The organism is Streptomyces sp. NPDC097640, from assembly GCF_040302705.1.
Taxonomy (GTDB): Bacteria; Actinomycetota; Actinomycetes; order Streptomycetales; family Streptomycetaceae; genus Streptomyces.
Genome location: NZ_JBEOSB010000009.1, coordinates 177,359 through 203,122 on the forward strand (window position 1 = coordinate 177,359; position 25,764 = coordinate 203,122).

The window sequence follows — 25,764 nt, forward strand, 5'->3', positions numbered from 1 at the left end:
GCGGTCGTCGGCCCGGCCAACGCTGAGGCGACGGCCCCGAATCCGGACGGTTTCCGCCGATCGGGGCCGTCGCCGCGGTCCTCAGGGTGTCGTCGGGACTCCCACGCCCGGCCTCGTCTCCAGGCGGGCGCGGGCGGCGGCGCCCACGGGTACGGCATCGGTGCCGAGTCGGGCCCGGACCAGGCGGACCGGGTGACCACTGACCGGGGGCTCCTCGGCGAGCTCGGCTCGTATGACGGGCTCGAGAAGGTGCCAGGCACGGCTGACGCCGCCACCGATCACCACCGTGGTGATGTCCACCAGGCCGGCTGTCATGAGGACCGCCCGCGCGAGCCCGGCGCCGGCCGCGCGGTACACCTCCAGGGCATCCTCGTCGCCGTACGAGGCCGCGTCAGCGACCTCTCGAGCGGTGAGCCGGCGGCCGGTGCGCTCGGCGAATCGGGCCCCGATGGAACGGCCGGAGGCCAAGGTCTCCAGGTGGCCACGCCCCCCGCAGGTACAGGGCAGGTCGCCGAACCCGGGGATGTGCCCGATCTCGCCGGCCGCGCCGTGCGGGCCGGCGAAGAGCCGGCCGCCCGCCCAGAGCGCGCCGCCCACGCCCGTGCCCAGCGCGATGCCGAGGACATCGGGCTCGCCCCGTACCGCGCCGCCCGACACCTCCCCGCGCAGGAACGCGTTGACGTCGTTGTCGAGGAACGCGGGAACGCCCAGGGCGTCCTCCACGGCGGCGGTGACGGCGAAGCCCGACCAGCCGCTGAAGGAGTCGCTGGCCACCAGGATGCGACCCTCGGCGGTGTCCACCACCCCGGCCGCGCCGACGCCGGCGCCGATCAGCCGGCCGGGCGTACGCCGCAACAGCGGTGCCAGTACACCGAGCGCGGCGTCGATCATGGCCTGCCCGCCGGAGGCCGCCGGAGTGGTCGTGCCGGCCCGGTCGAGCACCGTGAGGTCGTCGTCGCACAGCACGACCTGGGTCGTGGTCCCGCCGATGTCCACCCCGGCGAACAAGGAGCGGTCGCTCACGCCTCGGCCTCCGTGCGTCCGGCCGCCAGGGTGGCCAGGCGTTCGGCTCTGCGTCCGCGCTGGACCACCGGGTCGGGGACCGGCACGGCGGCCAGCAGCCGCCGGGTGTAGTCGGTCTCCGGGCGCAGCAGCGTCTCACCGGTGGGGCCCTGCTCCTCGATCCGCCCGGCCCGCATGACGGCGACCCGGCGGGCGAAGTGCTGCACGACGGCGAGGTCGTGGGAGACGAACAGGCAGGCGAAGCCCAGCTCGTCCTGGAGTTCCGTGATGACCTTCAGCACGGACTCCTGCACGCTCACGTCGAGCGCGCTGGTGGGCTCGTCGGCGACCAGCAGCCGGGGCTCGAGCACCAGCGCGCGGGCCAGACTGACCCGCTGGCGCTGACCGCCGGACAGCTCGCCGGGGGCGCGCCGGACGATGTCGCGGGGCAGCCGGACCCGGTCGAGCACCGCTTCTACCCTGCTGCGCTGATCCCGGGCGGACAGTTCACGGCGATGTACCCGCAGCGGCTCGGCGACGCACTCGCCGACCGTCATCCTGGCGTCGAGCGAGGCGACCGGATCCTGGAGGACCACGCCGATGCCGGACCGCAGCCTGCGGCGGGCACGGGAACGGGTACGCGCCAGGTCGGCACCGAACAGCGACACTGTGCCGGACGTCGGCGGGATCAAGCCGAGTGCGACCCGCGCCGCGGTGGACTTGCCGGAGCCCGACTCGCCCACCAGGCCCAGGGTCTCGCCGGGGCGGACGACGAGCGAGATGCCGTCCAGGGCGTGCACGGCGCGCTTTCCGCGACCGAACACCACCGAGATGTCGCGGAGTTCGACGACCGGGGCGGTGGCGTCGCCGCTGCCGGACCCGTCGTCCGGGCGGGCCTCGCCGGCCGGCGGGCGCTCGTCGGACTCCGCGACCGACAGCCGGGGCACGGCGGCCAGCAGCCGCCGGGTGTAGTCGTGGGACGGGCGCAGCAGTACGTCCTCGACCGGGCCGGTCTCCACGATCCTGCCCTGGTACATCACGGCGACCCGGTCCGCGAAGTCGGCGACCACACCCATGTTGTGGGTGACGAGCAGGACGCCGGTGCCGGTCTCGGCGGCGAGCCTGCGCAGCAGGTCGAGGATCTCGGCCTGCACGGTGACGTCCAGCGCGGTGGTCGGCTCATCGGCGATCACGAGGGCCGGGTCGTTCGCGATGGCCATGGCGATGACCACGCGCTGGCGCTGGCCCCCGGAGAGCTGGAAGGGGTAGGCGGCCGCGCGCTTCTCCGGCTCGGGGATGCCGACCCTGCGCAGCAGGCCGACGGCGCGAGCGGCGGCGTCCTTGGCGGAGATGTCGTTGTGGTTGCGGATCACCTCGGCGATCTGCTTGCCGATCCGGGTGAGCGGGTCGAGCGCGGTGGCCGGCTCCTGGAACACCATGGAGACGGTCCGGCCGCGCAGCGCGGCGAGCCCTGCCTCGTCGGTGCCGACGATGTCGGTGCCGTCGATCACGGCTCGGCCCGTGGCACGGGCGTTTCCGGCCAGCAGCCCCATCGCGGCCAGCGCGACGGTGGACTTCCCGGAGCCCGACTCGCCGACCAGAGCGAGGGTCTCACCGGGACGGACGTGCAGGGACACCCCCCGTACGGCGGGAACCTCCGCGGACTCGGTGGTGAAGACGACATCGAGGTCGTCGAGTTCGAGGATCGGCTCGGCCGCCGGGGCGCCGGAGGCCTGGGTGGCGGTCATCCGCGTCCCCTCACGTCGAATGCGTCACGGAGCCCGTCCCCGATCGCGTTGAACGCCCACACCACCAGGATGATGGCCAGGCCGGGCGGCAGGATGAGCCACCAGTAGCCGGAGTAGGCGGCGGTGAGTCCCGCGGAGAGCATGCCGCCCCAGTCGGTGGCCGGCGGCTGAAGGCCCAGGCCCAGGTAGGAGACGTAGGCAACGAGGAGGATGGAGTCGGCGATCTGGAAGGTCGTGGCGACGACGATGGTCGACACGGAGTTGGGCAGGATGTGCCGCAGGATGGCGCGGGCGTGCGTTCCCCCGATGGCCCGCAGGGTCAGTATGTAGTCACGATTCTTCAGGCTCAGGGTCTCGGCCCGGATGAGCCGGGACGGCACCAGCCATGACACCAGTCCGAGGATGAGGATCAGGCCGGCCAGGCCGGGGGTGGTGATGGCGGAGACCACCAGCAGGATGAAGAGGGCGGGGATGGCGATGCCCGCGTCCACGACCCGCATCATCACCGCGTCGATCCAGCCGCCGGCATAGCCCGCGGCCGCGCCCCACAGGGTGCCGATGACGGTGGCCAGGACGCCTGCGGCGAGACCGACGACCAGCGACACCTTGCCGCCGTACATCAGCCGGCCCAGCTCGTCGTGGCCGACGGCGTCGGTGCCGAGCCAGTGTGCGCCGCTCGGCGAGAGGTTGACCTGCTGGAGGGCGGTGTGGGTCTGGTCCGTGTGGTACACCAGCGGGCCCACGAAGCAGAACAGGACGAAGAACACCACGACGCCGAGCCCGGCGACGGCGAGCCGGTTGCGCAGGAAGCGCCGCACGGCGAGCCGGGTGCCGGAGGCCTCGCGGGGGGTGTCCGCGGTGCCGGGCGTCTTGGCCGGCTGGATGACGGCGCTCATGTCCGGCCTGCCTTCACTCGGGGATCGATGATCCGCTGGACGATGTCGGCGAGCAGCGTGCCGACCACGGTGGCGACGGAGATGACCAGCACGCAGCCCAGCAGGACCGGGTAGTCGGAGGCCTGTGCGGCGGACCAGAACAGCAGTCCCATGCCGGGGTAGTTGAAGAGCTGCTCCACCACCAGCGCACCGCCGAAGAGCACCGGCAGGTAGTAGCCGAGCATGGCGACCACGGGGGTCAGGGAGTTACGGAAGACGTGCCGCCGCAGGATGGCGCGGGAGCGGGAACCGCCGGCCCGCGCCGTCCTGACGTAGTCCTCGGAGAGATTCTCCAAGGTGGCGGCGCGCATGTAGCGGCTGAACACCGCGACCATGGAGGCGGCGCCGGCGGCCACCGGCAGTACCAGGGCCTGTGGGTCGGAGAACACCTGGGCGAGCGAGTCCCCCTGCGGTGCCTGAGACGGGAACCACGGCAGCACCTGGCTGAACACCAGAACCAGGATCAACCCGAGGAAGTACACCGGGGTGGAGTAGGCGATGAAGCTCAGCGTGGTGATGACGTAGTCCACCGGCCTGTTGCGGCGCATGGCCTGCCACATACCCAGCGGGATCGCCAGGAGAAGGCCGATGACCATCGACAGGACGGTCAGGACCAGGGTCTTCGGCAGCCGCTCCCCGATGAGCCGGGAGACCGGCGCGTTCAGGGTGTACGAGGTGCCGAGGTCTCCGTGCAGCAACTGGTTCAGATAGTGGAGGTACTGCACGGGCAGAGGCTGGTCGAGGCCCTGTTCGTGGTTGAAGTGGGCGATCTGCTGCGCCGTGGCCTGCGGGCCGAGGATGCCGCGGGCGGGACCCCCGGGCAGGGCGTGCAGCAGACCGAAGACCACGATCGTCACGATCACGATCACCACGACGGCCTGGAGAACGCGTCTGATCAGGTACGAAGGAGTACTCATGTGTTTTCCGGTCGCTTCGGCTCAGGAATGCGCTGGGTCACCGGCCGGGCTCACTTGTTCGTCCACTTCCACATGGCGGGGTGGAAGTTGGCGAGCGAGTCCTGGGCGAAACCGCCCAGCCCGTTCTTGACCACGGAGACCTGGTAGTCGGGCTCCGGCAGCCAGATCACCGGCAGGTCCTTGGCCAGCGCGGCGCTGTACTCCTGGACGGCGGCGGGCGACTCGGAGGTGGTGGTCTGCGCGATCAGCTTGTCCACCGCCGGGTTGGAGTAGCTGCCGAAGTTGGAACCGCCGCCGGTCTGGAAGAGTGAGTCACCGCTCGGGTACGCCGGGAAGTACCAGCTGCCCGCGGTACCGAAGAAGGACAGCTGCCACTTGCAACCCGAGTCACCGGACTTGCACTGACCGGACTGCGAGAGCACGGAGTTGACGGGGGCCGTCTTGATGGTGAACTTGATGCCGGTCTTCGAGAAGGAGGACTGGAGCGCGCTCATCATGTTGTCGGTCACGGTCGAACCGGACTGGGACAGCACCTGCATCTCGAACTTGGTGCCCTTGGCGACGCCCGAGCCGCACTGATTGTCGCCGCTGCCCGCGTCGGTGCACACCATGGTGCCGTTCTGCTCGCTCCAGCCGTGCGAGGTCAGCAGCTGCTTCGCCTTGGCGGTGTCGAACGGGTACGGGTTCTTCTTCTGCTCCGGGGAGACGAAGTCGGAGGCCTGCCCCTGGGGGATCGGACCGTAGGTGGGCACCGCCGTGCCGTTGAAGATCACCTTCGACAGACTGGTCTGGTCGACCGACATCTGGATCGCCTGGCGGGCGTAGAGCTGCTTGAAGACGGCGCCCATGGCCGGGTTGTTGAAGTTGTAGGGCATATAGGTGATCGCCCAGCCCGCCCACGGTTTGACCGTGTAGCCCTTCGACTTGAAGGACGCCTCCTGGCTGAGGTCCGTGGCGTTGATGTAACCGTAGTCGACCGTGCCCGCCCGCAGCGCGTTCGCCTCGGCGTCGGTCGTGGTGAACGGCAGCAGGTTGACGTGTCTGATGTTGGCCTTGCCGCCGCCGTCGTACTTGGCGTTGGCGGTCAGTTCGACCCTGCCCGCGGTGGAGAAGGACTTGAGGGTGTAGGGACCGCTGACGGTCTTCCACAGCGGGTCGGTGGCGTAACCGGAGATGTTCTTGGCGGCGCTGTTGAGGTACTTCCAGACCTTCTTGGCGCCGGCGGGGGTGCGGTCCAGGTCGGAGACGGCATCGGAGTCGCCGGTCTTGTCCCAGGCGTGCTGCGGCATCGGGCGGATCATGCTCAACTCGTTGGCGAGCATCCACTGCTTGTTGTACGCCTTGTCGAACGTGATGGTGAAGTGAGTGTCGTCGGTGATCTTCAGCGAGGTCCAGTTGTCCGGCGCCTTGCCCGGGCTGTAGTTTGCCCAGTCGGCCTTGTTGGCCTTGATCAGGTTGAACCAGAACTCGACGTCGCGCGAGGTGATCGGCTTGCCGTCACTCCAGTGCCGGTCGCCGAGGGTGATCGTGACGCTCTTGCCGTCCTTGTCGAAGTCCGCGGCGGTGGCGAGGGAGTTGTTCTTGTTCCAGCCGACCTCGCCCGTCGAGCCGTCATAGGCGATCAGCGGCTCCCAGAGGGACTGGGATATGGAGGAGTTGTTGGTGTTGAGGTGCGAGGCCGTGCCGACCGGGAGGATCCAGTTCGGCGTGAAGTTGGCCGGGAGCGCGTAGTTGATGGTGTCGGTCGAGTGTCCGCCGGACGACGAGGTGCCGCCCCCGGAACAGCCGGTGAGCAGTGCGCCGGACATGACGGCGGCACCCGCGACGAGGGCCCAGCGGCGGCCGGTCGCCGTATGAGCAAGGAACATGGCTCTCCTCGGAGTGAAAGGACCCGTGTGTGCCCCATGGGGCCTGGGGAGGGCGCCGCGGGGATCGGCGCTGCGACGACAGTCAACGTCTCACGTGCTGATTAAACAAACAAGAATTAGTAAAAAGTAAGTTTCTGCGAGTTCGACAGAACCCTCCGAAGCCCTGTCCAGGTAGCGAAAACGCCATCTTTGATCCGGTTTGTCACGTTGCTGATCACGGCAATGCCGTCCGGGAAGCGGTTCACGTACGCATTGCGCGGGCGTACTGTCTTCGTCACACCCACCGTTGCGGAAGTTACTTCGTACATGACTGAAATAAGTGCGCGGAACCGTCAGCCGGCGAAGGGGAGTTCCTCCCTCGCCGCCCGCGTCCTCGAACTCGTGGCCTCGGGCCAGGCCTCGTCACGCGCCGAACTCGCCGCCCTGCTCGGTGCCGCCCCCTCGACCATCTCCCTCACCGTGGGGCAGCTGGTCGAGCGCGGGCTGATCGCCGAGGAAGGCACCCAGTCGTCCACCGGCGGGCGCCCCCGCAAGGTCCTGCGGCTCGGCGGCACCGACGAGTTCGCCGTCGCCGCCGACCTCGGCGGCCGGCATGCCCGGATCGGTGTGGCGCTGCCCGGCGGCCGGCTCGAGAAGGTCTCCACCGTCCCGTTCGTCATCGCCGACGGCCCCGAGCAGGCTCTGCCACGGCTCGCCGACACGCTGGAGGCCCTGGCCGAGGAACACGGACGCGACCGGATGTGCGGTGTCGGCCTGTCCCTGCCGGGCCCCGTCGACATCCGATCCGGGGCCGCCATGCTGCCGTCGCGGATGCCGGGGTGGAACCGCTTCCCGGTCGCCACCTGGCTGGAGGAACGCTTCGGCGTCCCGACCGCGGTGGACAACGACGCCAACTGCATGGCGATGGGCGAGCACACCGTCCGGCCCGCCGAACACCGACAGTCGATCATGGTGAAGATCGGCTCGGCGATCGGCGCCGGCGTCATCGTCGACGGTCGCCTCTACCGGGGCGCCACCGGCGCCGCCGGCGACATCACCCACATCCGGATCGACGGCGCCGCCGACATCCCCTGCTCCTGCGGCAAGACGGGCTGTCTGGAGACCGTGGCCTCCGGCGCCGCCCTGGTGCGCATCCTGCGCGAGCGCGGCGCCGACGTCAGCAGCCTCGAGGAGGTCGTAGGCCTTGCCGCCGACGCCGACCCCGAGGCCACCCGCGCGGTCCGCCGGGCCGGAGAACACCTCGGGCAGGTGCTCGCCGCCAACGTCAACTTCTTCAACCCGGACGCCGTCTACCTCGGCGGCATCCTCTCCACCCTGGAACCCTTCGTGGCCGCGGTCCGCAGCCAGCTCTACGACAGCTGCCACCCGCTGGTCACCGAGCACCTCACGATCGAGCGGGCCAGCCTCGGCGTCGACGCCGGAGTCGTCGGGGCCGGACAGTTCGCCCTGCAACGCGCCATGGCGCACGCCCTGCGCAACGTCGGCGGCACCGGGCTCGGGGCCGAGCACCTCGGCCCCGCCGCACACCGCACCCCCTGACGCACCACAACCCGCACGAGGAGCCATGTCGGAATCCCGCACCGCCGCCCGCCCGGTCATCGCCGTCGCCGGGCTCGGCATCGAGTCGTCCACCTTCTCCCCGGCCCGCACCGAGGCCCCCGCGTTCCACCCCTCGCGCGGCGCCGACGTGCTCGGCCGCTACCCGTTCCTCGCGCCCGGCGAGGAACTGCGCGAGGCCGCCGACTGGCACGGCGCCCTGGTGGGCAAGTCGCTGCCCGGCGGCATGGTCACCGCCGCCGCCTGGTCCGCACTCACCGACGAGCTCATCGACCGCCTGGCCGCACTGCCCCGGCTCGACGGTCTCTGGTACGACATCCACGGCGCGATGACCGTGGAGGGCGTCGAGGACGCCGAGGCCGTCCTGCTGGAACGCATCCGTGCCACCGTCGGCCCCGACGTGATCGTCTCCACCTCGATGGACCTGCACGGCAACGTCTCCCGCGAACTCGCCCACCGCAGCGACCTCATCACCTGCTACCGGATGGCCCCGCACGAGGACCACATGGAGACCAAGGAGCGCGCCGTGCGCAACCTGGTCGACCTGCTCGCCTCCGGCGCCCCCCGGCCGGTGAAGGCATGGGTACCGGTCCCGGTGCTGCTGGCCGGAGAGCAGACCTCCACCCGCATCGAGCCCGCCAGGAGCGTGTACGCGGCGGTCGACGAGGTCGAGGCCATGGACGGGGTGACCGACGCGGCGATATGGGTCGGCTACGCCTGGGCCGACGAACCACGCAACCGCGCGGCCGTCGTCGTCACCGGCCCCGACCGGAACGCCGTGTCGTCGGGCGCCGAACGCCTCGCCCGCGGCTTCTGGGAGGCCCGTCACGACTTCGGCTTCGTCGCCCCGACCGGTACCTTCGACGACCTCCTCGACGAGGCCCTGCGCTCGCGGCACCGGCCGTACTTCATCAGCGATACCGGCGACAACCCCACCGCGGGCGGCGCCGGCGACGTCACCTGGGGCCTGACCAGGCTGCTGGAGCGCCCGGAGTTCCAGAAGGACGACGGCCCGACCGTCCTGTACGCCTCGGTGCCCGGCCCCGCCGCCATCGACACCGCGGTCGCCGCCGGCGTGGGCGCCACCGTCACCGTCACCGCCGGAGCCGAGGTGGACGACCGGCACGCCGGTCCCGTCACCCTCACCGGCGTGGTGCACGCGATCAGGCACGGCGACCGCGACGCCGAGACCGAGGTCGTGGTCCGAGTCGGCAGCGTGTACGCGATCCTGACCCGGCTGCGCAAGCCCTACCACCATGAACACGACTTCACCGACCTGGACCTCGACCCCCGCTCCGCCGACGTGGTCATCGTGAAGATCGGCTACCTGGAGCCGGAGCTGTTCGACATGGCCGCGGCGTGGAAGATGGCCCTCACCCCAGGTGGTGTCGACCAGGAGCTGGTGCGACTCGGTCACCACCGCATCCGCCGGCCCATGTTCCCCTTCGACCCCGACATGGCCGACCCGGACCTGACGGCCCGGCTCATCCCGGCCTCCGACCAGCCGCTCACCGGGGACGACGAGTGACCGGCCGCACGCCGGGACCCACCCTCGAGATCGCGGTCACCTCCCCGGCGGGTGCCCGTGCCGCCCGCGACCACGGTGCGGACCGGGTCGAGCTGTGCACCGGGCTCGAACTGGGCGGCCTGACCCCGTCGGCGGCCTCGGTGGAGGCGGTCGCGGCCGTCGGGTCGCCGGTGCACGCTCTGGTGCGGTGCCGTCCCGGTGACTTCGTGTACGACGCCGAGGAGATCGCCCTGATGGTCGCCGAGGTACGCTCGGTCGTCGCCTCCGGCGCCTCGGGCGTGGTGGTCGGCGCGCTGACCGCCGAGGGCCTCCTGGACACCGACGCCGTCACCCGCCTGACCGACGCCGCCCATGAGGCGGCCTCGAACCACGACCGCTCCGTGGACGTCACCCTGCACCGCGCGATCGACCAGTCCGCCGACCCGGTCGCCGCCGCGGCGCTGCTCCCCTCACTGGGGATCACCAGGGTTCTCACCTCCGGCGGCGCGGCCACCGCGGCTGGCGGGGCGACCACGCTTGCCGCGATGGTCGCCGCGGCCCCGGGTGTGCAGGTCATGGCGGGCGGCGGCGTCCGCACCGCTGACATCCCCGCCCTGGTGGCCGCGGGGGTCGCCGCAGTGCACCTCTCCGCCAAGACCCGGGCCGAGCCCCGGCGCGGCGGTGCGTGGATACCTCTCGGAGCCGCGGGAGCCTCCGCCCTCCAGGACACCCACTTCGTCACCGACCCGAAGGTGGTGGCCGAGGCCCGGCAGGCACTGGACGCCGCACGGACCACCGGCCGCCCGGACCGTTCCGCCGACGGTACGGCGTGACCTAGAACCCGTGGCGTGCGTGGGAGTCGTGAAGAGTTCGCGCGCGATTCTCGGGATTCGGTGACGGGAGCGGAAGACTTGGAGCGCTCAATCGGCGCTTTCGAACTGGTCGGGCGCCGACCCATGCGAGGGGAGATCGGTCAACGATGTTCACTCTGGTACGGAGCAGAGTACGGACGGCCGCGTTCGCGCTCTCGGTGGTCGCGGCCCTCGCCTTCGGCGGGACCGCCGCGACCGCCGCGACCGGCGCGGCAGCGGCCCCCGCTGCCGCGAAACAGGGTCCGACCTCGGTGGCGTACGTCGAGGTGAACAACAACAGCATGCTGAACGTCGGCAAGTACACCCTCGCCAACGGCGGCGGCAACGTCTTCGACGTCGCCGTGGTCTTCGCGGCGAACATCAACTACGACACGGGTACGAAGTCGGCGTATCTGCACTTCAACGAGAACGTACAGCGCGTCCTCGACAACGCCGCCACGGAGATACGGCCGTTGCAGCAGAAGGGCATCAAGGTCGTCCTCTCGGTGCTCGGCAACCATCAGGGCGCGGGCTTCGCCAACTTCCCGTCCCAGCAAGAGGCTTCGGCGTTCGCGAAGAAACTGTCGGACGCCGTGGCCAAGTACGGCCTGGACGGCATCGACTTCGACGACGAGTACGCCGAATACGGCAACAACGGCACAGGCCAGCCCAACGACAGCTCGTTCGTGCACCTGGTGACGGCGCTGCGCGCGAACATGCCGGGCAAGATCATCAGCCTCTACAACATCGGCCCGGCCGCGTCGCGCCTCTCCTACGGCGGCGTCGACGTCTCGTCCAAGTTCGACTACGCCTGGAACCCGTACTACGGCAGCTGGCAGGTCCCCCGCGTGGCACTGCCCAAGTCGAAGCTGTCGCCGGCGGCTGTCGAGATCGGCCGGACTTCGCAGAGCACGGCCGCCGACCTCGCCCGCCGCACCGTCAGCGAGGGGTACGGCGTCTATCTGACGTACAACCTCGACGGCGCCGATCGCAGCGCCGATGTCTCCGCGTTCACCAGGGAGCTGTACGGCAGCAACGCCGTCTACACGCGGTAAGGCGAGGTGTTGTCTCTCCTCGCCGTGTGAGTACCCGAGAGACGACGGTGCCTGACCGGGGCTGTCCCCGGTCAGGCACTGCGGGTGCCGTAGGTCTCACCGCCGCGGTCGGCTGACGCGGGTGATGTCGGACCCAGGTAGGAGACGGCGCCACCCGCTCCTACTGCGATTTCAGTAGCGGGTCCAGTGGCTTCGGTAGCCGGCAGTGCCAGTAGCCGCACGACGACGGGACCGGTCCTCCCGGGCGAGGCTGTGTGGGCAATCGAGGAACGGATCTGGAGTGCCCTCACATGGCAACTTTTCTCTATCGACTGGGCCGTACGGCCTTCCGGCGACGAGGCTACGTCGCCCTGATGTGGCTGGCCATCGTGGCCGCCGTGGGTCTGGGTGGCATGCAGGCGTCGGGAGCCTCCAGCGATGACTCCTCGATGCCGGGGATCGAGTCCCAGAAGGCATACGACCTCATGCAGCAGCGCTTTCCCGGAGCGAGTGCCGACGGCGCCGGCGCCACGGTCGTCTTCGTCGCCCCCGATGGGCAGAAGGTGACCGCGAGCGACAACCGGAAGGTCATCGAGGAGACGGTGGACTCCCTGGGCAACGGCTCGCAGGTGGCCAGGGTCGCGGATCCCTTCGAGTCGCAGGCCGTCAGCAAGGACGGTTCGACGGCGTACGCGACCGTCACCTACAAGGTGGCGCAGGACAAGGTCACCGACGCCAGCCGTGCGGCGGTGAACAAGTCCGCCGACCAGGCGCGTGCGGCGGGCCTGACCGTCGAGACCGGCGGCTCCGCGATGGAGGCCGGCGGTGGTCTCAGCGGGGTCGCCGAGATCGTCGGCATCTCGGTGGCGGCCGTCGTGCTGCTGATCACCTTCGGTTCGCTGGCCGCGGCCGGGCTGCCGCTGCTGACCGCGATCGTCGGCGTCGCCGTGAGCCTGTTCGGGATCATGATGCTGGCCCATCCGCTCGGGCTGTCCTCGGACACCGGCACCCTGGGGATGATGCTGGGCCTGGCGGTCGGCATCGACTACGCGCTGTTCGTCGTCTCCCGCTACCGCGAGGAACGTGGCAAGGGCCACACACCCCAGGAGGCGGCGGGTCTGGCTGTGGGGACGGCCGGCTCAGCGGTCGTCTTCGCCGGCCTCACCGTGGTGATCGCGCTGGCCGGCCTGTCGGTGGTCGGGATTCCGATGCTGACGAAGATGGGCCTGGGCGCCGCGGGGGCGGTCGTGATCGCCGTACTGGTCGCGCTGACGTTCGTCCCGGCGATGCTCGGGTTCTGGCCGAACGCGGTGCTGGCGCGCCGGGGGCGCAAGGGGTCCAAGGCTTCGGTGAAGAGCGTCACGCCTGAGAAGGAGGAGAAGGGCGGCAAGGAGAACCTCGGCACCCGCTGGGCCCGCTTCGTCCTGCGCCGCCCCATCCCCGTTCTGATCCTCGGCGTCCTCGGCCTCGGTGCCCTCGCCGTACCGGCGGCGTCCCTACAGCTGGGTATGCCGGGTGACGAGGCCAAGTCCACCGCCACCACCGAGCGCCGCGCCTACGACAACCTCGCCAAGGGCTTCGGCCCCGGCTTCAACGGCCCGCTGACCGTCGTCGTGGACGCCAAGGGAGTGTCCGACCCCGAGGCCGCCGTGAAGAGGATCAGCGAGAAGATCGGCGACACGAAGGGGATCGTCTCGGTCTCGCGGGCCGGCTTCAACAAGGACGGTGACACGGCGGTGTTCCAGGCCACCCCGTCCACCGCCCCCACCGACGCGAAGACCAAAACCCTGGTCAAGACCATCCGCGCCGAACGCCCCGCCCTGGAGTCGGACACGTCAGCGACCTTCGAGGTCACCGGCAGCACCGCGCTGAACATCGACGTCGCGGCCAAGGTCCAGTCGGCACTGGTCCCGTACCTGATCACGATCGTCGGTCTGGCCGTCGTGCTGCTGATGGTGGTCTTCCGGTCCGTCTTCGTGCCCCTCAAGGCGGCGCTCGGCTTCCTGCTCTCGGTGCTCGCGGCGCTCGGCGTGATGGTGCTGGTCTTCCAGCAGGGTCACCTCGCGAGCCTCTTCGGCGTGGAGCAGACCGGCCCGATCATGAGCCTGATGCCGATCTTCCTCGTGGGCATCGTCTTCGGACTGGCCATGGACTACGAGGTCTTCCTGGTCTCCCGGATGCGGGAGGCGTACACCCACGGTGAGTCGGCCAGGCAGGCCGTGGTGTCCGGGTTCCGCCACAGCGCCCGCGTGGTGGTGGCCGCCGCGCTCATCATGATCGCGGTCTTCTCCGGATTCATCGCCGAGGACGGCTCCATGATCAAGACGATCGGGTTCGGTCTGGCCGCCGCAGTGCTGTTCGACGCCTTCGTCGTCCGTATGGCGATCGTGCCCGCCGTCCTGGCCCTGCTCGGTGACAAGGCCTGGTGGCTGCCGAAGTGGCTGGCCCGGATCCTGCCGCGGGTCGACGTGGAAGGGGAGGCACTCAGCCGCCGGCCGGCCGAGAACCAGGCCCAGGCCGAGAACCAGGCCCCGGCCCCGGACGAGCCGGTGGAGTTGCGCGTCTGACGGTCTCCGCCCGCCCCTGGGCCGCCCGAGGCAAGGCCTCGGGCGGCCCACACGGCCGCTCTCCCGGCCATCGGCGACCATGGACCCACCACTCCCACCCGGAGAAACACGATGACGAGCAACCTCGAACGGTTCGCGGAGCGCCACGCCAGGGCCGCGGACGTGGTGATGGCGGCGGTGCTGTGCGCCCTCACGGTCTTCGGAGCGCAGATCAGCACCGCCGAATCCGCGCCCCCGGAGAACGTGTGGCCCGCCCGGATCCTCGCCGTCGTCTGCGGCGCCGCCGTTCTGAAGTCCCGCACCCATCCGCGTGCCGCACTTGTCGTCACCGCGGCGGCCACCGCCGTCATGACCGGCCTGGACTACCTGCCCAGCCCGCTGCTGCTGGCTCCCGTCATCGCCGCCCTCTACTGGCTCGCCGCCCTCACCGACTCCCGGACCACCGCGATCTACAGCTACCCGACCATGGCCGTGCTGGTGGCCACCTCGCTGTCCGCCGCCCCGTTCGGGGACAACATCATGCTCCGGTCCGCGGGCACGGTCCTGTGGCTGCTGCTGGCCCTGGCCCTGGGCGGCATGAGCCGCTTCAGGCGCGCCTACCTGGAGTCCGTGCAGGCCCGCGCCTCGCACGCCGAACGCACCCGCGAGGAGGAGGCCCGGCTGCGCGTCGCCGAGGAACGCATGCGCATCGCCCGCGAGCTGCACGACGCCGTCGCCCACCACATGGCCGTCGCCAACGCGCAGGCCGGCACCGCCGCCCACCTTGCCACCACCCAACCGGAACAGGCCCGGAAGATCCTCACCGACCTGGTCGGCACCACCTCCTCCGCGCTGCTGGAACTGAGCGCCACGGTGAGTGTGCTGCGTGAGACCGGTGACCCGGCGGCCGGCCCTCTGGAGCCGACTCCGGGTCTGGGGCGTCTGCCGGAGCTGGTGGCAGGCTGCGAGTCGGCCGGTCTGACGGTCACGGTCACGACCGAGGGAAGGGTTCGGCCCCTGTCTCCGGGGGTGGACCTGACGGCGTACCGGATCATCCAGGAGGCCCTGACCAACGCCACGAAACACGCGTCCGACCATGCGGCCCGTGTCCGGCTCAGCTATTCGGACGCACGCCTGCTCATCACCGTGACCAACGAGGGCACTGCCGTCACCCCGTCGGTTCCCGGTGGCGGGTACGGCCTGATGGGCATGCGTGAACGCGCCCACTCCGTCGGCGGCGACCTGCGCGCCGGGCCCCGCCCCGAGGGCGGCTTCGAAGTCGCCACCGCCCTGCCCCTCCAGCCCCTGACCCGGGCGGAAGCCCTGGCCGAACGACAAGAGGAAAACCGTTGACCATCCGTGTCCTGCTCGCCGACGACCAGGCCCTGTTGCGCGGTACGTTCCGGCTGCTGATCGACTCCTGCGAGGACATGGAGGTGGTCGGCGAGGCGGCCGACGGGCAGGAGGCGCTGGAGCTCGCCCGCGCCCGTCAGCCGGACGTCGTGCTCATGGATATCCGCATGCCCGGCACGGACGGCCTGGCCGCCACCGCCGCCATCTGCGAGGACCCCGACCTGGCGGGCACCCGGGTGCTGGTCCTGACCATGTTCGAGACCGAGGAGTACGTCGCCCAGGCACTGCGCGTGGGGGCCAGCGGCTTCCTGGGCAAGTACGTCACCACGGACGCGCTGCTGTCCGGGATCCGTACCGTCGCTGCCGGTGAGGCGCTCCTGTCGCCGGGCGCCACGCAGGCCCTGATCACCCGCTTCCTCACCGCTCCCGCTTCAGGAACACCCCTCGCCCCCGTGGAACGCCTGGGCGACCTCACGCCCCGTGAGCAGGAAGTCACCGTGCTGGCGGCTCAGGGCAAGTCCAATGACGAGATCGCCCAAGAACTCGTCCTGAGCGTCCTGACCGTGCGCACCCACGTGCAGCGTGCCCTGACCAAGCTCGGCGCCCGGGACCGCGCCCAACTCGTCGTCATCGCTTATCAGAGTGGCTTGGTGCGTCCCGAATCATCTGGCTTCTGACAGGCAGAGCGTCAGAAGCGTCACCGTCCGGCGCGTTTCGGTGTACCGGGTCTCACCGGGCTGGCAGTCCCCCTTGATGTCGCCGGTGGACTCCACCCGGTACCTGGCCGCCTCGTCGGAGCAGTCGACCACTTCGAGCTTCTCGCCGCCGTCGGTCCCCTTCTCCTTCATACAGTCACCGACCGCGGCGGAGACTTCTCTGTCGTCGGTCGTACTGGGGTTGCGGGGCTCGTCCTCCTTGAGGAGGTACCAGACGCTCGCACAGATCGCGGTGATGAAGAGCACGACGGCCTTGCCCAGCGGCGACCGCGGGTTGAAGCGGCGCGACGGTCGCCGGGGTGTCACCGGCCGCTGCCCATGGGGCGCCTGGCCCCCGGCGTACGGCTGATACTGCGGGTCGTAGGTTTGGTAGCCGCCCTGAGGCGGCGGAGGCGCGGACACGTTTCTCTTCCTTCCATAGGCACGTTCACGGATGGGTGCTCAGCCGCGGATCGCGGCCGCGCCGCGGCGGGCCGCACGGGTGATCAGCACGGCGCCGGTGATCATCAGCAGTCCGACGGCCGCCGCGCCGAGGCCTATCCCCACCAGGTCCATCTCCAGCGGGGGGTTCTTGGTCTTCGGGGTGCCGTCCGGCGTGGCAAGACGCTTCTTCCCCTGGTACGCCACGGGTGCCGTCTCGTCGGCGGGTGGTTTCGCGGAGGCCGTGACGGCGGCGGCCGCGTCCACCGGGCCGTAGCCGACCAGGGCGTTGTGGCCTCCGGACGGGTGGCGTGCGGTGCTGGTCAGGATCGTCCGTACCTGCGCGGGCGTCAGTTTGCCGTTCTGGGAGAGCATCAACGCCACGACGCCGGAGGTGAGCGCGGTCGCGGGGGAGGTGCCGTTGATCGTGTCGTAGCCGCCGGTGTTCTTCGCGCTCATGATGTCCACGCCCGGAGCGGCCACCGCGGTATAGGTCCGTACCGTGGAGAACTCGGCGCGGCTGCCGTTCTGCTGGAGCGCGGCGACCGCGATCACACCGGGGTAGGCCGCCGGGTACTGGGCGTCGTTGAACATGTCGCCGTCGTTGCCCGCGGAGGCGAGGACCGGGATGCCCTTCTGCGCGGCGCGGGCCAGGGCGGCGGCTTCCTGCTCGTCGTAGCTGTTGCCCAGGAGCTCGCCGCCGATCGACATGGAGATCACGTCGGCACCGTGATCGACCGCGTAGTCGATGCCCTGGGCGATCGGGCTGCCCCCTTGGATCACCCTGGGTTTCTCATCGCCATTGGTCACACGGACCGAGAGGATCTGGGCCTTGGGGGCGACTTTGATGACGTCCGAGGCCATGGCGGTGCCATGGTCGCCCCATTCCGGGTCGCCCGGCCGCAGACCGTCGCGGATGTAGTCGGGGCCCTCGGTCACCTTGCCGCGGAGCGAGGGGTGGTCCGCCTCGACGCCACTGTCCAGAACCGCGACCGTGATGCCCTCGCCCTGCGTCGCCCGCTGGGCCGCGGCCAGCCCCATGGCCTGGTACTCCCAACTGGTCGGGACCGCCTCGGCCGCGCTGGGCGCGCCGTACGCCGCGCCGGGCGCCGCCAGGCCGAGCAGCGCCGCCGCCACGGCCACGGCCACGGTGATACGCCGCACGCTCATCAGGACACCTCCAGCAGCAGGTCGGTCAGGTGCAGGCTCATGTCGTCGCAGAGGGCTTTCGCCGCACCGCGCCACGGAGCGCGGTCGTCCCCCGCGTCCCAGCTGTGGCTGCCCCACTCGCCCGGCAGGCGGCCGGCCTTGCGGCCGTCGACCGCGCCGGCGGAGGCGATGAGAACGTACGGCAAAGACCCGTCCGGGACCGTGATGCCCGCTCCGCCGTTGCTGCGCTCGTCGCTCCAGTCCTCCGCGAGGGTGCCGGGCACGCCGTAGGCCTTCGCGCCGACCTCGGGGTCCAGCTTGTCCTCGTCCTTCTCGAAGAACGCGGTCATCTGTGTCTTCGCCGACTGGCCCTCGGGCAGCACCACCAGCGCGACCGTCGCGACGGTATTGCCTGTCGGATCCACATACGTGGCGCGCAGCACCGCCGCACAGTCGAGCTTCTTCACCGCGGCGATGGTGACGTTGTTGAGTCCGTCCGCGCAGTCGGTGCTGTCGGAAATGCCCACACGGTGCCAGGCGGCCCGGGAGGGGTCGGTTGACGTCACCTTGATGTTCACCCGAGGGGCCAGAGCCGCGGGGAAGAGGGTCTCCACCGTCTCGTTGCGCCACAGGCTCGGGCCGTAGGCGTCTCTGTTGCTGATGGACCGGCTGTGGTTCGAGTAAGCATGATTGGTCAGGAGACCGCCGCCCAGCACGGCGAGGGCGCCGACGACACCGAGAAAGCCGGCCAGGAAGCCGCGCCCCCTGCGGCGGGCCGGGACCGGCGGGGGCGGTGGTGCGGGCATGCCGCCGTACTGCGGCACCGGTCCGCCGTGCGGAGCCGGCGTCCCGTGCCAGCCGGGCTGGGGCGGCGCCGGCGGCAGGGGCGGCACGGCGGGCACCGCCGCACCCGGCTGCCACGCGTGATCGGCGGGCCAGGGCGGCTGGTGGGGGTGTTGCCCGTAGGCTCCGGCGCCGCCGGGACTCTCGGGCGGTCTGGGATAGGACATGGCCCCGCTCTCCTTATTGTGTCCGTGCCAAGTGAGCCGACGCGAGGCACAGGGGGAGCGAGTCGGTTTGACGAACCGTCAGCGCAGCCCTGCGAGGCCGAACGTTGCTGACTGCTGGGCGAGCGGTCGGCCCGCGCAGCGGTCCTCAAAGTAGATCGGTCGTCAATGCCGGGCAATTGCAGAAGCGCACAGTACGGGGATCGGGCTTTTCGAAGTGCACAAGAGGGGGAGTGGCTCAGCCGCGAGGCTGTCCGAGCACGGGCCGGCCCGTGAGGAGAAAAGCCGCGATGCCGACGTCTGCGATGGTGACCACGTCGGTGTCGTGGACGCTGAGCGCCTGTGCGTCGAGGTCCATGCCCAACTGTTTGGAGGCGGCCTTGATGTGGCTGCGGACCGTCGGATCCGACAGGTTCAGAGCCTGCGCGGTGGCGGGAATCGAGAGGTCGTTCTCCAGCCAAGCGGACACGGTGGTCAGCAGGTCCCTGTTCTGAGGGTCCGAGCGCAGTTTGCTCAGCCGCTGTTCGGCCCACTCCTGGACGGTGTCGCCCGCCGCGGCGATGAGTTCCGCGAAGTCGGGAGCCGGTTCAGGCGTGAGGTCATCCGAGGCCGGCAGGGCAAGAAGGTTGAATGCGAGGAGCAACAGGACGCGGTTGTTGACGCTGTTGAGGTCGAGTCCCAGGAGGTACCCGGCGCGGCTCAAGCGGCCTCGCAGGGTGTTGCGGTGGATGCCCAAGGCCTTGGACGCCTCGACCGGCTTGTACGAGAGGCCGGTGGGCAGGGTCTGGAGCAGCAACGTGTGCTCGGGCTTCAGCAGCGGGGCAAGAAGCGCCTGTGCCCAGGCGGACGCCTTGTTCCTGGGGAGCAACGGGGCGATCTTCGGGTCCGCGCCGACCGCGACCCGTTCAGGGGAATGCGCAGCCACGAGAACGGCATGCGCGGCTTCCGCGTAGCCCGCACCCGCGGCGTCGAGCGGGTACGGCGTGCTCACTCCCATGGCCAGCCCCCGACGGGCGCTGATCAGATGGCCGAGATCGGACTCGACCCCTGCGTCTTCACGGGCCGGAGTCACCACGATGATGTGCTGGTCCTTGCCGGGGCAGGGAGAGACCAGTGACCTGCGCCCCATGTGCTTCAGGCACCACTGGAGGTGCGGGTCGCGGGCCTGGTTGCCGGTGTCGATGATCCGGACGCGGACCAGCTCGGTGTCCATCAGAGCAGGTGCGATCAGACCAGCGATGACCTGCGTCTTGAGCACCTCTCCACCGAACAGCAGCTGGGTTGCGGCCTGATGGACAGAACGGGACGCGAGCACGGCGGACTGGGCGGCTTGGTGTTCGAGCCGGGCCTGCTCACACAGACCCAGGAGTTTTGCCGCGTACCGGAGCAATTTACCGGCCGTCGACTCGAACGCGCTGCGGGAGGCGACAGCCAGCAGTACACCATCTTCCGCACCGAGGACCCGGACGAGCTGTGTGTGCTCGGCATCGGAGCCATCGGTACCGGCCGCTGAGTCGGCTGCTACCAGGGGGCGGGCCAGATTGGCCGGGCCGGCCGGGGCTACGGCGAAGGCTCCTCTTTCACCGGAACCGGCGGCGACATCCGCGCCCAGCGCGTCGGACAGCCAGCGCACGATGCGACCGGCCGCCTCCGGGTCGGCCAGCTGGGACGGCAACGCGTTGAGAAGCGACTCGAGCTGCTCGACCTGGCGCTCGGCGACGAGGGCTCGTTGCCGCTGTAGATCCTCGTTGACCCCCGCCCACTCGCTGTCGGCGGCCGTGACGAGGAGCGGAAACTCCAGCCGCTGCGCCAGCGTGCGGATGCTGGGCGGTATGGCCGGTACCCGGCCGGGCGAGTGCAGTGCCAGGCCCGATGCTCTGCGTTGCTTGAGGTACCGCAGCAGTTGATCAAGGGCCCCCGACGCCCGCTCGTCGAGGTCGTCGGGCAGCCTCACCAGGGCCAGCGCACCTTGGGCGGGCGACTTCGTGGCCTGGTCAGGCGCTTGCAGCAGTGGCACCGCACAGACGCTGGTCACCCGGTTCTCCGCGTAGGCGCGGCCTTGCCGCGGGTCCACGAAGAGCAGCCCGAGGTCCGGCCTTCCGGACGTCAGGTACCCCAGGGTGGGCATGCTCCGTCCCCCTTCACACTCTCGGTGCCCGACGCCGCCCGCGCAGCTGCGCGCCGGTCCGGCAAGGGTTCCGTTACTCAACCACACCGTATGCGCGCCGTGGCCCCTGACAAACCCAACGTGGCCCGCCCCGACCGGCCGGTACCTGCCATCGGCGGTACCGGTCGGTCGGGGCATCACCTACCGTCTGCGGCCGGCCTGACGGCCCGGCCTCACTTCAGGTGCCGGCCGAAGAACCGGTCCCCGTCCTCCACCTCGAACCACGGGGTGCCGGTGTGCCCGCCCAGATTGGCGTGCAGCGTCTTCTCCTTGGTGCCGAAGGCGTCGAACAGGTCCAGTGCCCGCTGCCGGGGGTTCCCTTCGTCGTCCCACTGGAGCAGGAACAGCAGCGGAATGGTGACCTGCCGGGCCTCCTCGCGTTGGGCGCGGGGCACGTAACCCCCGGCGAAGAAACCGGCGGCCGCGATGCGCGGCTCGACCACCGCCAGCCGAATGCCGACGGCGGTCCAGCCCGAGTACCCGACCGGGCCGCCGATCTCGGGCAGCGAAAGGAGGGCGTCCAGGGTGGTCCGCCATTCCGGGACCGCCTTTTCGACCAGCGGGCCGATGAAGGACTCGAAGATCTCATCGACCGGCTCGCCGGCCTGCATCGCCCGGCGGAGGTCGGCGCGGGCCTGTTCGTCGGCGGCGGAACGGGGCCGGTCACCGCACCCGTGGGCGTCGATGGCGGCCACCGCGTAGCCGTATGCCGCGGACTGCCGGGCCCGGGCCACCAGCCGGGGTTCCCTCTTGGGCAGGCCGTTGTTGTGGGCCATCAGGATCAGCGGAGCCGGTGCGGTGGATTCAGGCGTCCACAGGGTGCCGGGGATCTCGCCGAGGGTGAATTCGCGCTCGAGGGTGCCGTTGTCGAGGCGTTGTTCGGATGTGAATTGCATGGTCGTGCCTTTCGGGAGTGCTCTTGAACGGCGCTCCCGGACGACCTATCGCCCGACCGTGACCCCGGAGGGAAGCACCCATGTCGATACGTTCACGGGTACCACCTCCTCGTTCTCTCGCACGGCCTCCGGAAAGGTAGCAGTGGTCGCCGTGGTCCGCCAACAGGTTTTTACGGAGGCTCCCGGGCTCGCCGCGAAGGCGGTCTCGGTCAGCCGGCCAGGCCGCCGCACCCCGCCGTGGCGGTCAGGACGTCAGATAGGCCTCCACCTCGCTGAACTGGGCGGCCGGCCAGCCCGTGTTGGCGGTGACGTGCAGCCTCAGATAGCGCAGGTCGGTGTTCTGGGGCAGGTTGAGGGTGACGGCGTTACCCTGTGCTGGGTCGAAGCGGTAGCCCTGCGAGCCGACCACCGTGGAGTACGACGAGCCGTCGGTGCTGCCGAGCACGGACAGGGTCTGGGTGCGGGCCTGCCACGCCGAGGAGGGCGGCAGCTTCAGCACGACCCGGCGCACCGCCTGGCGGGCGCCGAGGTCCACCGTCCACGACTGGGGGAAGGCGTTGTTGGCGGACTCCCAGTAGGTGTTCGCGTCGCCGTCCACCGCCTTGCCGGGGGTGTAGACGTCCTGCGATCCGGTCGCGGTGGCCGGCCGGCCCTTGAGCAGGTTGCGGGCGGGGTCCGGGTCGGGGTTGCTCTGCCCCGGCTGCGGCCAGGTGGAGCAGTCCGACCAGGCGCTGCTCCAGCCGGAGTTTCCGCCGCCGTCGGTGAGCGCGAAGGAGCCGGAACCGGCCGGGTACGGGCAGTTGTAGACGCCCGCCGCGCCGACGCCGGTGGCCGCGACGTTGCTGAGCTTCGCCGCCCCCTGCGCCTCGGCCTGGAAGACGACGGTTCCGGTGTTCCTCACCGTCGCACCGGTCACGTTGACGTATCTGACCGCGTAGCCGTGGCCGCCGCCGGAGACGAACTCGAACGCGCTGTAAGGGCTGTCCGTGATGGTCGTGTTGGTGATGTTGACGGTGGCGCTGATGGCGCTGTCGTAGGAGTCGACGCGCAGCGCCCCCATCGGGTGGTTCCAGTTGGGGTTCATGGCGCCGGTGCGCACCAGCGTGTTTCCGTCGACCGTGATCGTGCCGGAGAGAGGGTGGAAGGGGTCGAGGAACTTCTGGTTCGAGATGGCGATCCCGCTGCCGAGGGCGTTGGTGTCGGAGATCAGGTTGTTCTTGACCGCGATGTCGGTGCCGCCGTAGATCGCGATGCCGTTGGCGAGGTTCGGTTGCGAGATGGTGTTGTTCTCGAAGCTGCTGTCGGTGTCCGGCGCATTCAGCGACCACATGGCGAGCGCGTCGTCGCCCTGGTTGCGCAGGAAGTTGTCGCGGACGCGCACGCCCTTGGCACTGCCGTTGAGGTTGAGCCCGTCGGCGGTGGTGTCGAGGATGCGGTTGTGCTCGACGACAAGGTTGTCGTTGTTGCCCATCAGCCAGAGGCCCACCTTCAGGTGCTGGAGCCACATGCCCGACACGCTGGAGTTCGGGCCGAGTGAGCCGTTGACGAAGTTGTCGGGGTTGGAGTCGACGCGCTCGGTGACCTCTCCGATGACCGCGAAGTCCTTGATGTGGACGTTGCCGGACGAGCTGGACTGGTCGATGAAGCGCGAGGTGTGCACGGTGGAGTACCAGTGCCCGGCGCCTTGCAGGGTGACGTTCTGGACGCCGCTCAGGGAGGAGGTCAGCTTGTAGTCGCCCGGTGGGATCCAGACCACGCCGCCCTGGGCGGAGGCGATGGCGTCGCGGAACGCCTGCGTGGAGTCGCCCTGCCCGGTCGGGTCGGCGCCCTTCGAGGTGACGGAGACCGATCCCGCGGGCTGCGTGGCGGCCGGCTCCGCCTGCTCGAAGTCGACCACGTCGACGGTGGCCTGGACATTGGCCGCCTCGAACGCGATCTTGTCGCCGGCCTGGACGCTCTGGCCGAGTAAAAGCCGGGCGTTGTCGTAGAAGTGGTGGGTCTTCGCCCCGGCGATCCAGCCGGTGTCCACGTACGAGTACGTGGAGGTGACCGCCAGGGTCTTCGCCAGCCTGGTTCCGTTGACGTACACGTTGAGCGTGCCGGACTGGCCGTCCGGCACGCTGTAGGAGACGGTCACGGCGTTGGCCGCGCGGGGTGCGGTGAATTCGACGCGCTGGCCGGAGGCGAGACGGACGGCCTGGCGGCCGGATGCCTCGGAGGCGAGGGTCCCCTGGGTGTAGTCGGGGCCGATCTTGGTGCCGGTGGTGGTGGCCGACTCGGCCTCGACCGAGGTGAAGGGGAGGGCGGCGCCCGCGGCGGCGTGCGCGGCGGTGGGGGGCAGGACGAGCAGCATGCCGGCCGCCAGGGCCACGGTCGCGCCGATCGCCGGCATACGCCTGACCGATCCGAAGGTATTGCTGCGCATGAGCTGATCCCTTCGTGTGGGGGGGGTGGGGTGAGAAGGAAGCACGGTGCGGTGGCGGCTCAGGCGCGCAGCCAGGCCGCGGTGTCCCGTGGCAGGCGGCCACGGTCGTCCAGTGGTCCGCTGGCCAGCAGGGAGCGGGAGTGGGCGGGCAGCCGGGCGGGCGTGTCCGCGAGGTTCACCACGCAGATGAGCCCGTCCGCGCCGGCGAAGGCGAGGACGTCATCGGGGGCGGGGAGCCAGGTGAGCGGGGTGTCGCCGAAGCCGGACGTGGCGCGGCGGATACGGAGGGCATCCCGGTAGAGGCTGAGCATCGAGCCGGGGTCCTGCGCCTGGCGGTCGGCCGCGTAGCCGGGCCAGCCGGCGGGCTGCGGCAGCCAGGGTTCCACGCGGGAGCCGAAACCGGCGTACGGCGCCTCGGCCGCCCACGGCAGCGGCACCCGGCAGCCGTCCCGGCCCGGGTCGGTGCCGCCCGAGCGGAAGTGCATCGGGTCCTGGACGCGGTCGTGGGGGATGTCCGCCTCGGGCAGGCCGAGCTCCTCGCCCTGGTAGACGTAGACGGCTCCGGGCAGGGCCAGCGACAGCAGGGCGGCGGCCCGCGCCCGCCGGGTGCCGAGAGCGAGGTCGGCGGGGGTGCCGAAGGCCTTGGTGGCGAAGTCGAAGGAGGTGTCCTCGCGGCCGTAGCGGGTGACCGTGCGGGTCACATCGTGATTGCACAGCACCCAGGTGGCGGGCGCGCCCACCGGAGCGTGCTGGGCCAGCGTCTCGTCGATCGACACCCGCAGCCGCCGGGCGTCCCAGGGACAGGCCAGAAAGGAGAAGTTGAAGGCGGTGTGCAGCTCGTCGGGGCGCAGATAGCGGGTGAAGCGTTCGGTGTCCGGCAGCCACACCTCGCCGACGAAGATCCCGCCGTATGCGTCGGCCACCGTCCGCCAGGAGCGGTAGATGTCGTGCAGTTCGTCGCGGTCGACGTAAGGGTGCCGGTCACGACCCTCGACGAAGTCGGGCAGGCGGGGGTCCTTCACGAGCAGGGCGGCCGAGTCGACGCGGACCCCCGCGACGCCCCGCTCGAACCAGAAGCGCAGGATGTCCTCGTGTTCCCGGCGGACGGCCGGATGGCTCCAGTTGAGGTCGGGCTGCTCGGGGGCGAACAGGTGCAGATACCAGCCACCGTCGGGCAGCCGGCTCCACGCCGGACCGCCGAACTGTGATCGCCAGTCGTTGGGCGGCAGCTCACCGTGGTCGCCGCGGCCCGGCCGGAAGTGGAACAGCTCGTGCTCGGGACCGCCTGCGAGAGCGGCACGGAACCAGGGGTGCTGGTCGGAGACGTGATTGGGCACGATGTCGACGATCGTGCGGATGCCCAGATCCCGTGCCTCGGCGATGAGCTTCTCCGCCTCGGCCAGGGTGCCGAAGGCCGGGTCGATGGCGCGGTAGTCGGCGACGTCGTAGCCGCCGTCCTTCAGCGGCGACAGATACCAGGGCGTGAACCACAGCGCGTCGACGCCCAGTTCGGCGAGGTACGGCAGCCTGGCGCGGACGCCCGCGAGGTCGCCGGTGCCGTCGCCGTCGCCGTCGGCAAAGCTGCGCACGTACACCTGATAGATGACCGCGGAACGCCACCAGTCGCGGTCCGTCCGGGCAGGGGTGGGCTGTGCCACGGCGGTGC

Annotated in this window: 19 protein-coding genes; 7 read left to right on the forward strand and 12 right to left on the reverse strand. The window is 70.4% G+C overall.

Translation table 11 applies throughout. The annotated features are described in order from the left end of the window. Positions 1–81: 81 nt before the first annotated feature. Genes ABTY62_RS16490 through ABTY62_RS16510 form a run of 5 tightly spaced genes read right to left on the reverse strand, consistent with a single transcriptional unit; the run spans position 82 to position 6,470 of the window. Positions 82–1,008, reverse strand: a complete 927-nt coding sequence (locus ABTY62_RS16490) for an ROK family protein (RefSeq protein WP_352130255.1) — start codon at positions 1,006–1,008, stop codon at positions 82–84. A gap of 11 nt (positions 1,009–1,019) precedes the next feature. Beyond that, complete coding sequence (locus ABTY62_RS16495; RefSeq protein ID WP_352130098.1) at positions 1,020–2,750, reverse strand: dipeptide ABC transporter ATP-binding protein; 1,731 nt, start codon at positions 2,748–2,750, stop codon at positions 1,020–1,022. Beyond that, complete coding sequence (locus ABTY62_RS16500; RefSeq protein WP_352130099.1) at positions 2,747–3,646, reverse strand: ABC transporter permease; 900 nt, start codon at positions 3,644–3,646, stop codon at positions 2,747–2,749. Before ABTY62_RS16500 ends, ABTY62_RS16495 begins: the two co-directional genes overlap by 4 nt. Continuing rightward, entirely contained in the window at positions 3,643–4,602 is a 960-nt protein-coding gene (locus ABTY62_RS16505) for an ABC transporter permease (protein WP_352130100.1), read from the reverse strand. The genes ABTY62_RS16500 and ABTY62_RS16505 overlap by 4 nt, the downstream gene beginning before the upstream one ends. Before the next feature lie 50 nt (positions 4,603–4,652). Next, positions 4,653–6,470, reverse strand: a complete 1,818-nt coding sequence (locus ABTY62_RS16510) for a peptide ABC transporter substrate-binding protein (RefSeq protein ID WP_352130101.1) — start codon at positions 6,468–6,470, stop codon at positions 4,653–4,655. A gap of 306 nt (positions 6,471–6,776) precedes the next feature. On the opposite strand from ABTY62_RS16510, the gene ABTY62_RS16515 reads away from it, so the two are divergent. From ABTY62_RS16515 to ABTY62_RS16545, 7 genes are all read left to right on the forward strand, one after another. After that, positions 6,777–8,009 (forward strand): ROK family protein, encoded by a 1,233-nt coding sequence (locus ABTY62_RS16515; protein ID WP_352130102.1) that lies wholly within the window; start codon positions 6,777–6,779, stop codon positions 8,007–8,009. 25 nt (positions 8,010–8,034) lie between these two features. Continuing rightward, a complete protein-coding gene (locus ABTY62_RS16520; protein ID WP_352130103.1) occupies positions 8,035–9,555 on the forward strand; it encodes a M81 family metallopeptidase in 1,521 nt (506 codons plus the stop codon). Then, positions 9,552–10,367 (forward strand): copper homeostasis protein CutC, encoded by an 816-nt coding sequence (locus ABTY62_RS16525; RefSeq protein WP_352130104.1) that lies wholly within the window; start codon positions 9,552–9,554, stop codon positions 10,365–10,367. The genes ABTY62_RS16520 and ABTY62_RS16525 overlap by 4 nt, the downstream gene beginning before the upstream one ends. Positions 10,368–10,513: 146 nt before the next feature. Then, positions 10,514–11,440: an endo-beta-N-acetylglucosaminidase H gene (locus tag ABTY62_RS16530; protein WP_352130105.1), complete on the forward strand. Its 927-nt coding sequence runs from the start codon at positions 10,514–10,516 to the stop codon at positions 11,438–11,440. A 290-nt stretch (positions 11,441–11,730) separates the two neighbouring features. After that, positions 11,731–13,986 (forward strand): MMPL family transporter, encoded by a 2,256-nt coding sequence (locus ABTY62_RS16535; protein WP_352130106.1) that lies wholly within the window; start codon positions 11,731–11,733, stop codon positions 13,984–13,986. 111 nt (positions 13,987–14,097) lie between these two features. Continuing rightward, positions 14,098–15,318, forward strand: a complete 1,221-nt coding sequence (locus ABTY62_RS16540) for a sensor histidine kinase (protein WP_352130107.1) — start codon at positions 14,098–14,100, stop codon at positions 15,316–15,318. Next, entirely contained in the window at positions 15,315–15,995 is a 681-nt protein-coding gene (locus tag ABTY62_RS16545; RefSeq protein WP_352130108.1) for a response regulator, read from the forward strand. Before ABTY62_RS16540 ends, ABTY62_RS16545 begins: the two co-directional genes overlap by 4 nt. On the opposite strand, the gene ABTY62_RS16550 is transcribed toward ABTY62_RS16545, so the two are convergent. The 7 genes from ABTY62_RS16550 to ABTY62_RS16580 form a co-directional block, all read right to left on the reverse strand. After that, positions 15,981–16,436 (reverse strand): LppU/SCO3897 family protein, encoded by a 456-nt coding sequence (locus tag ABTY62_RS16550; RefSeq protein ID WP_352130109.1) that lies wholly within the window; start codon positions 16,434–16,436, stop codon positions 15,981–15,983. The two genes, ABTY62_RS16545 and ABTY62_RS16550, sit on opposite strands and share 15 nt — an antisense overlap. A gap of 39 nt (positions 16,437–16,475) precedes the next feature. Next, complete coding sequence (locus ABTY62_RS16555; protein ID WP_352130110.1) at positions 16,476–17,624, reverse strand: S8 family peptidase; 1,149 nt, start codon at positions 17,622–17,624, stop codon at positions 16,476–16,478. Next, positions 17,624–18,613 carry a hypothetical protein gene (locus ABTY62_RS16560; RefSeq protein ID WP_352130111.1) on the reverse strand — a complete coding sequence of 330 codons (990 nt, stop codon included), beginning with the start codon at positions 18,611–18,613 and terminating at the stop codon, positions 17,624–17,626. Before ABTY62_RS16560 ends, ABTY62_RS16555 begins: the two co-directional genes overlap by 1 nt. 235 nt (positions 18,614–18,848) lie before the next feature. Beyond that, positions 18,849–20,915 carry a helix-turn-helix domain-containing protein gene (locus tag ABTY62_RS16565; RefSeq protein ID WP_352130112.1) on the reverse strand — a complete coding sequence of 689 codons (2,067 nt, stop codon included), beginning with the start codon at positions 20,913–20,915 and terminating at the stop codon, positions 18,849–18,851. A gap of 35 nt (positions 20,916–20,950) precedes the next feature. Then, on the reverse strand, positions 20,951–21,673 hold the full coding sequence (locus ABTY62_RS16570) for a dienelactone hydrolase family protein (protein ID WP_352130113.1): 723 nt from the start codon (positions 21,671–21,673) through the stop codon (positions 20,951–20,953). Positions 21,674–21,917: 244 nt separating this feature from the next. Beyond that, a complete protein-coding gene (locus ABTY62_RS16575; RefSeq protein ID WP_352130114.1) occupies positions 21,918–24,098 on the reverse strand; it encodes a discoidin domain-containing protein in 2,181 nt (726 codons plus the stop codon). Between the two features lie 59 nt (positions 24,099–24,157). Then, on the reverse strand, positions 24,158–25,756 hold the full coding sequence (locus ABTY62_RS16580; RefSeq protein WP_352130115.1) for a glycoside hydrolase family 13 protein: 1,599 nt from the start codon (positions 25,754–25,756) through the stop codon (positions 24,158–24,160). Positions 25,757–25,764: the final 8 nt, after the last annotated feature.

Bases quoted from the DNA above. Each gene is read 5' to 3' on its own strand.
- ABTY62_RS16495 (WP_352130098.1), bottom strand. From the start codon at position 2,750: ATGACCGCCACCCAGGCCTCCGGCGCCCCGGCGGCCGAGCCGATCCTC.
- ABTY62_RS16500 (WP_352130099.1), bottom strand. From the start codon at position 3,646: ATGAGCGCCGTCATCCAGCCGGCCAAGACGCCCGGCACCGCGGACACC.
- ABTY62_RS16505 (WP_352130100.1), bottom strand. From the start codon at position 4,602: ATGAGTACTCCTTCGTACCTGATCAGACGCGTTCTCCAGGCCGTCGTG.
- ABTY62_RS16510 (WP_352130101.1), bottom strand. From the start codon at position 6,470: ATGTTCCTTGCTCATACGGCGACCGGCCGCCGCTGGGCCCTCGTCGCG.
- ABTY62_RS16515 (WP_352130102.1), top strand. From the start codon at position 6,777: ATGACTGAAATAAGTGCGCGGAACCGTCAGCCGGCGAAGGGGAGTTCC.
- ABTY62_RS16520 (WP_352130103.1), top strand. From the start codon at position 8,035: ATGTCGGAATCCCGCACCGCCGCCCGCCCGGTCATCGCCGTCGCCGGG.
- ABTY62_RS16530 (WP_352130105.1), top strand. From the start codon at position 10,514: ATGTTCACTCTGGTACGGAGCAGAGTACGGACGGCCGCGTTCGCGCTC.
- ABTY62_RS16535 (WP_352130106.1), top strand. From the start codon at position 11,731: ATGGCAACTTTTCTCTATCGACTGGGCCGTACGGCCTTCCGGCGACGA.
- ABTY62_RS16540 (WP_352130107.1), top strand. From the start codon at position 14,098: ATGACGAGCAACCTCGAACGGTTCGCGGAGCGCCACGCCAGGGCCGCG.
- ABTY62_RS16555 (WP_352130110.1), bottom strand. From the start codon at position 17,624: ATGAGCGTGCGGCGTATCACCGTGGCCGTGGCCGTGGCGGCGGCGCTG.
- ABTY62_RS16560 (WP_352130111.1), bottom strand. From the start codon at position 18,613: ATGTCCTATCCCAGACCGCCCGAGAGTCCCGGCGGCGCCGGAGCCTAC.
- ABTY62_RS16565 (WP_352130112.1), bottom strand. From the start codon at position 20,915: ATGCCCCGACCGACCGGTACCGCCGATGGCAGGTACCGGCCGGTCGGG.
- ABTY62_RS16570 (WP_352130113.1), bottom strand. From the start codon at position 21,673: ATGCAATTCACATCCGAACAACGCCTCGACAACGGCACCCTCGAGCGC.
- ABTY62_RS16575 (WP_352130114.1), bottom strand. From the start codon at position 24,098: ATGCGCAGCAATACCTTCGGATCGGTCAGGCGTATGCCGGCGATCGGC.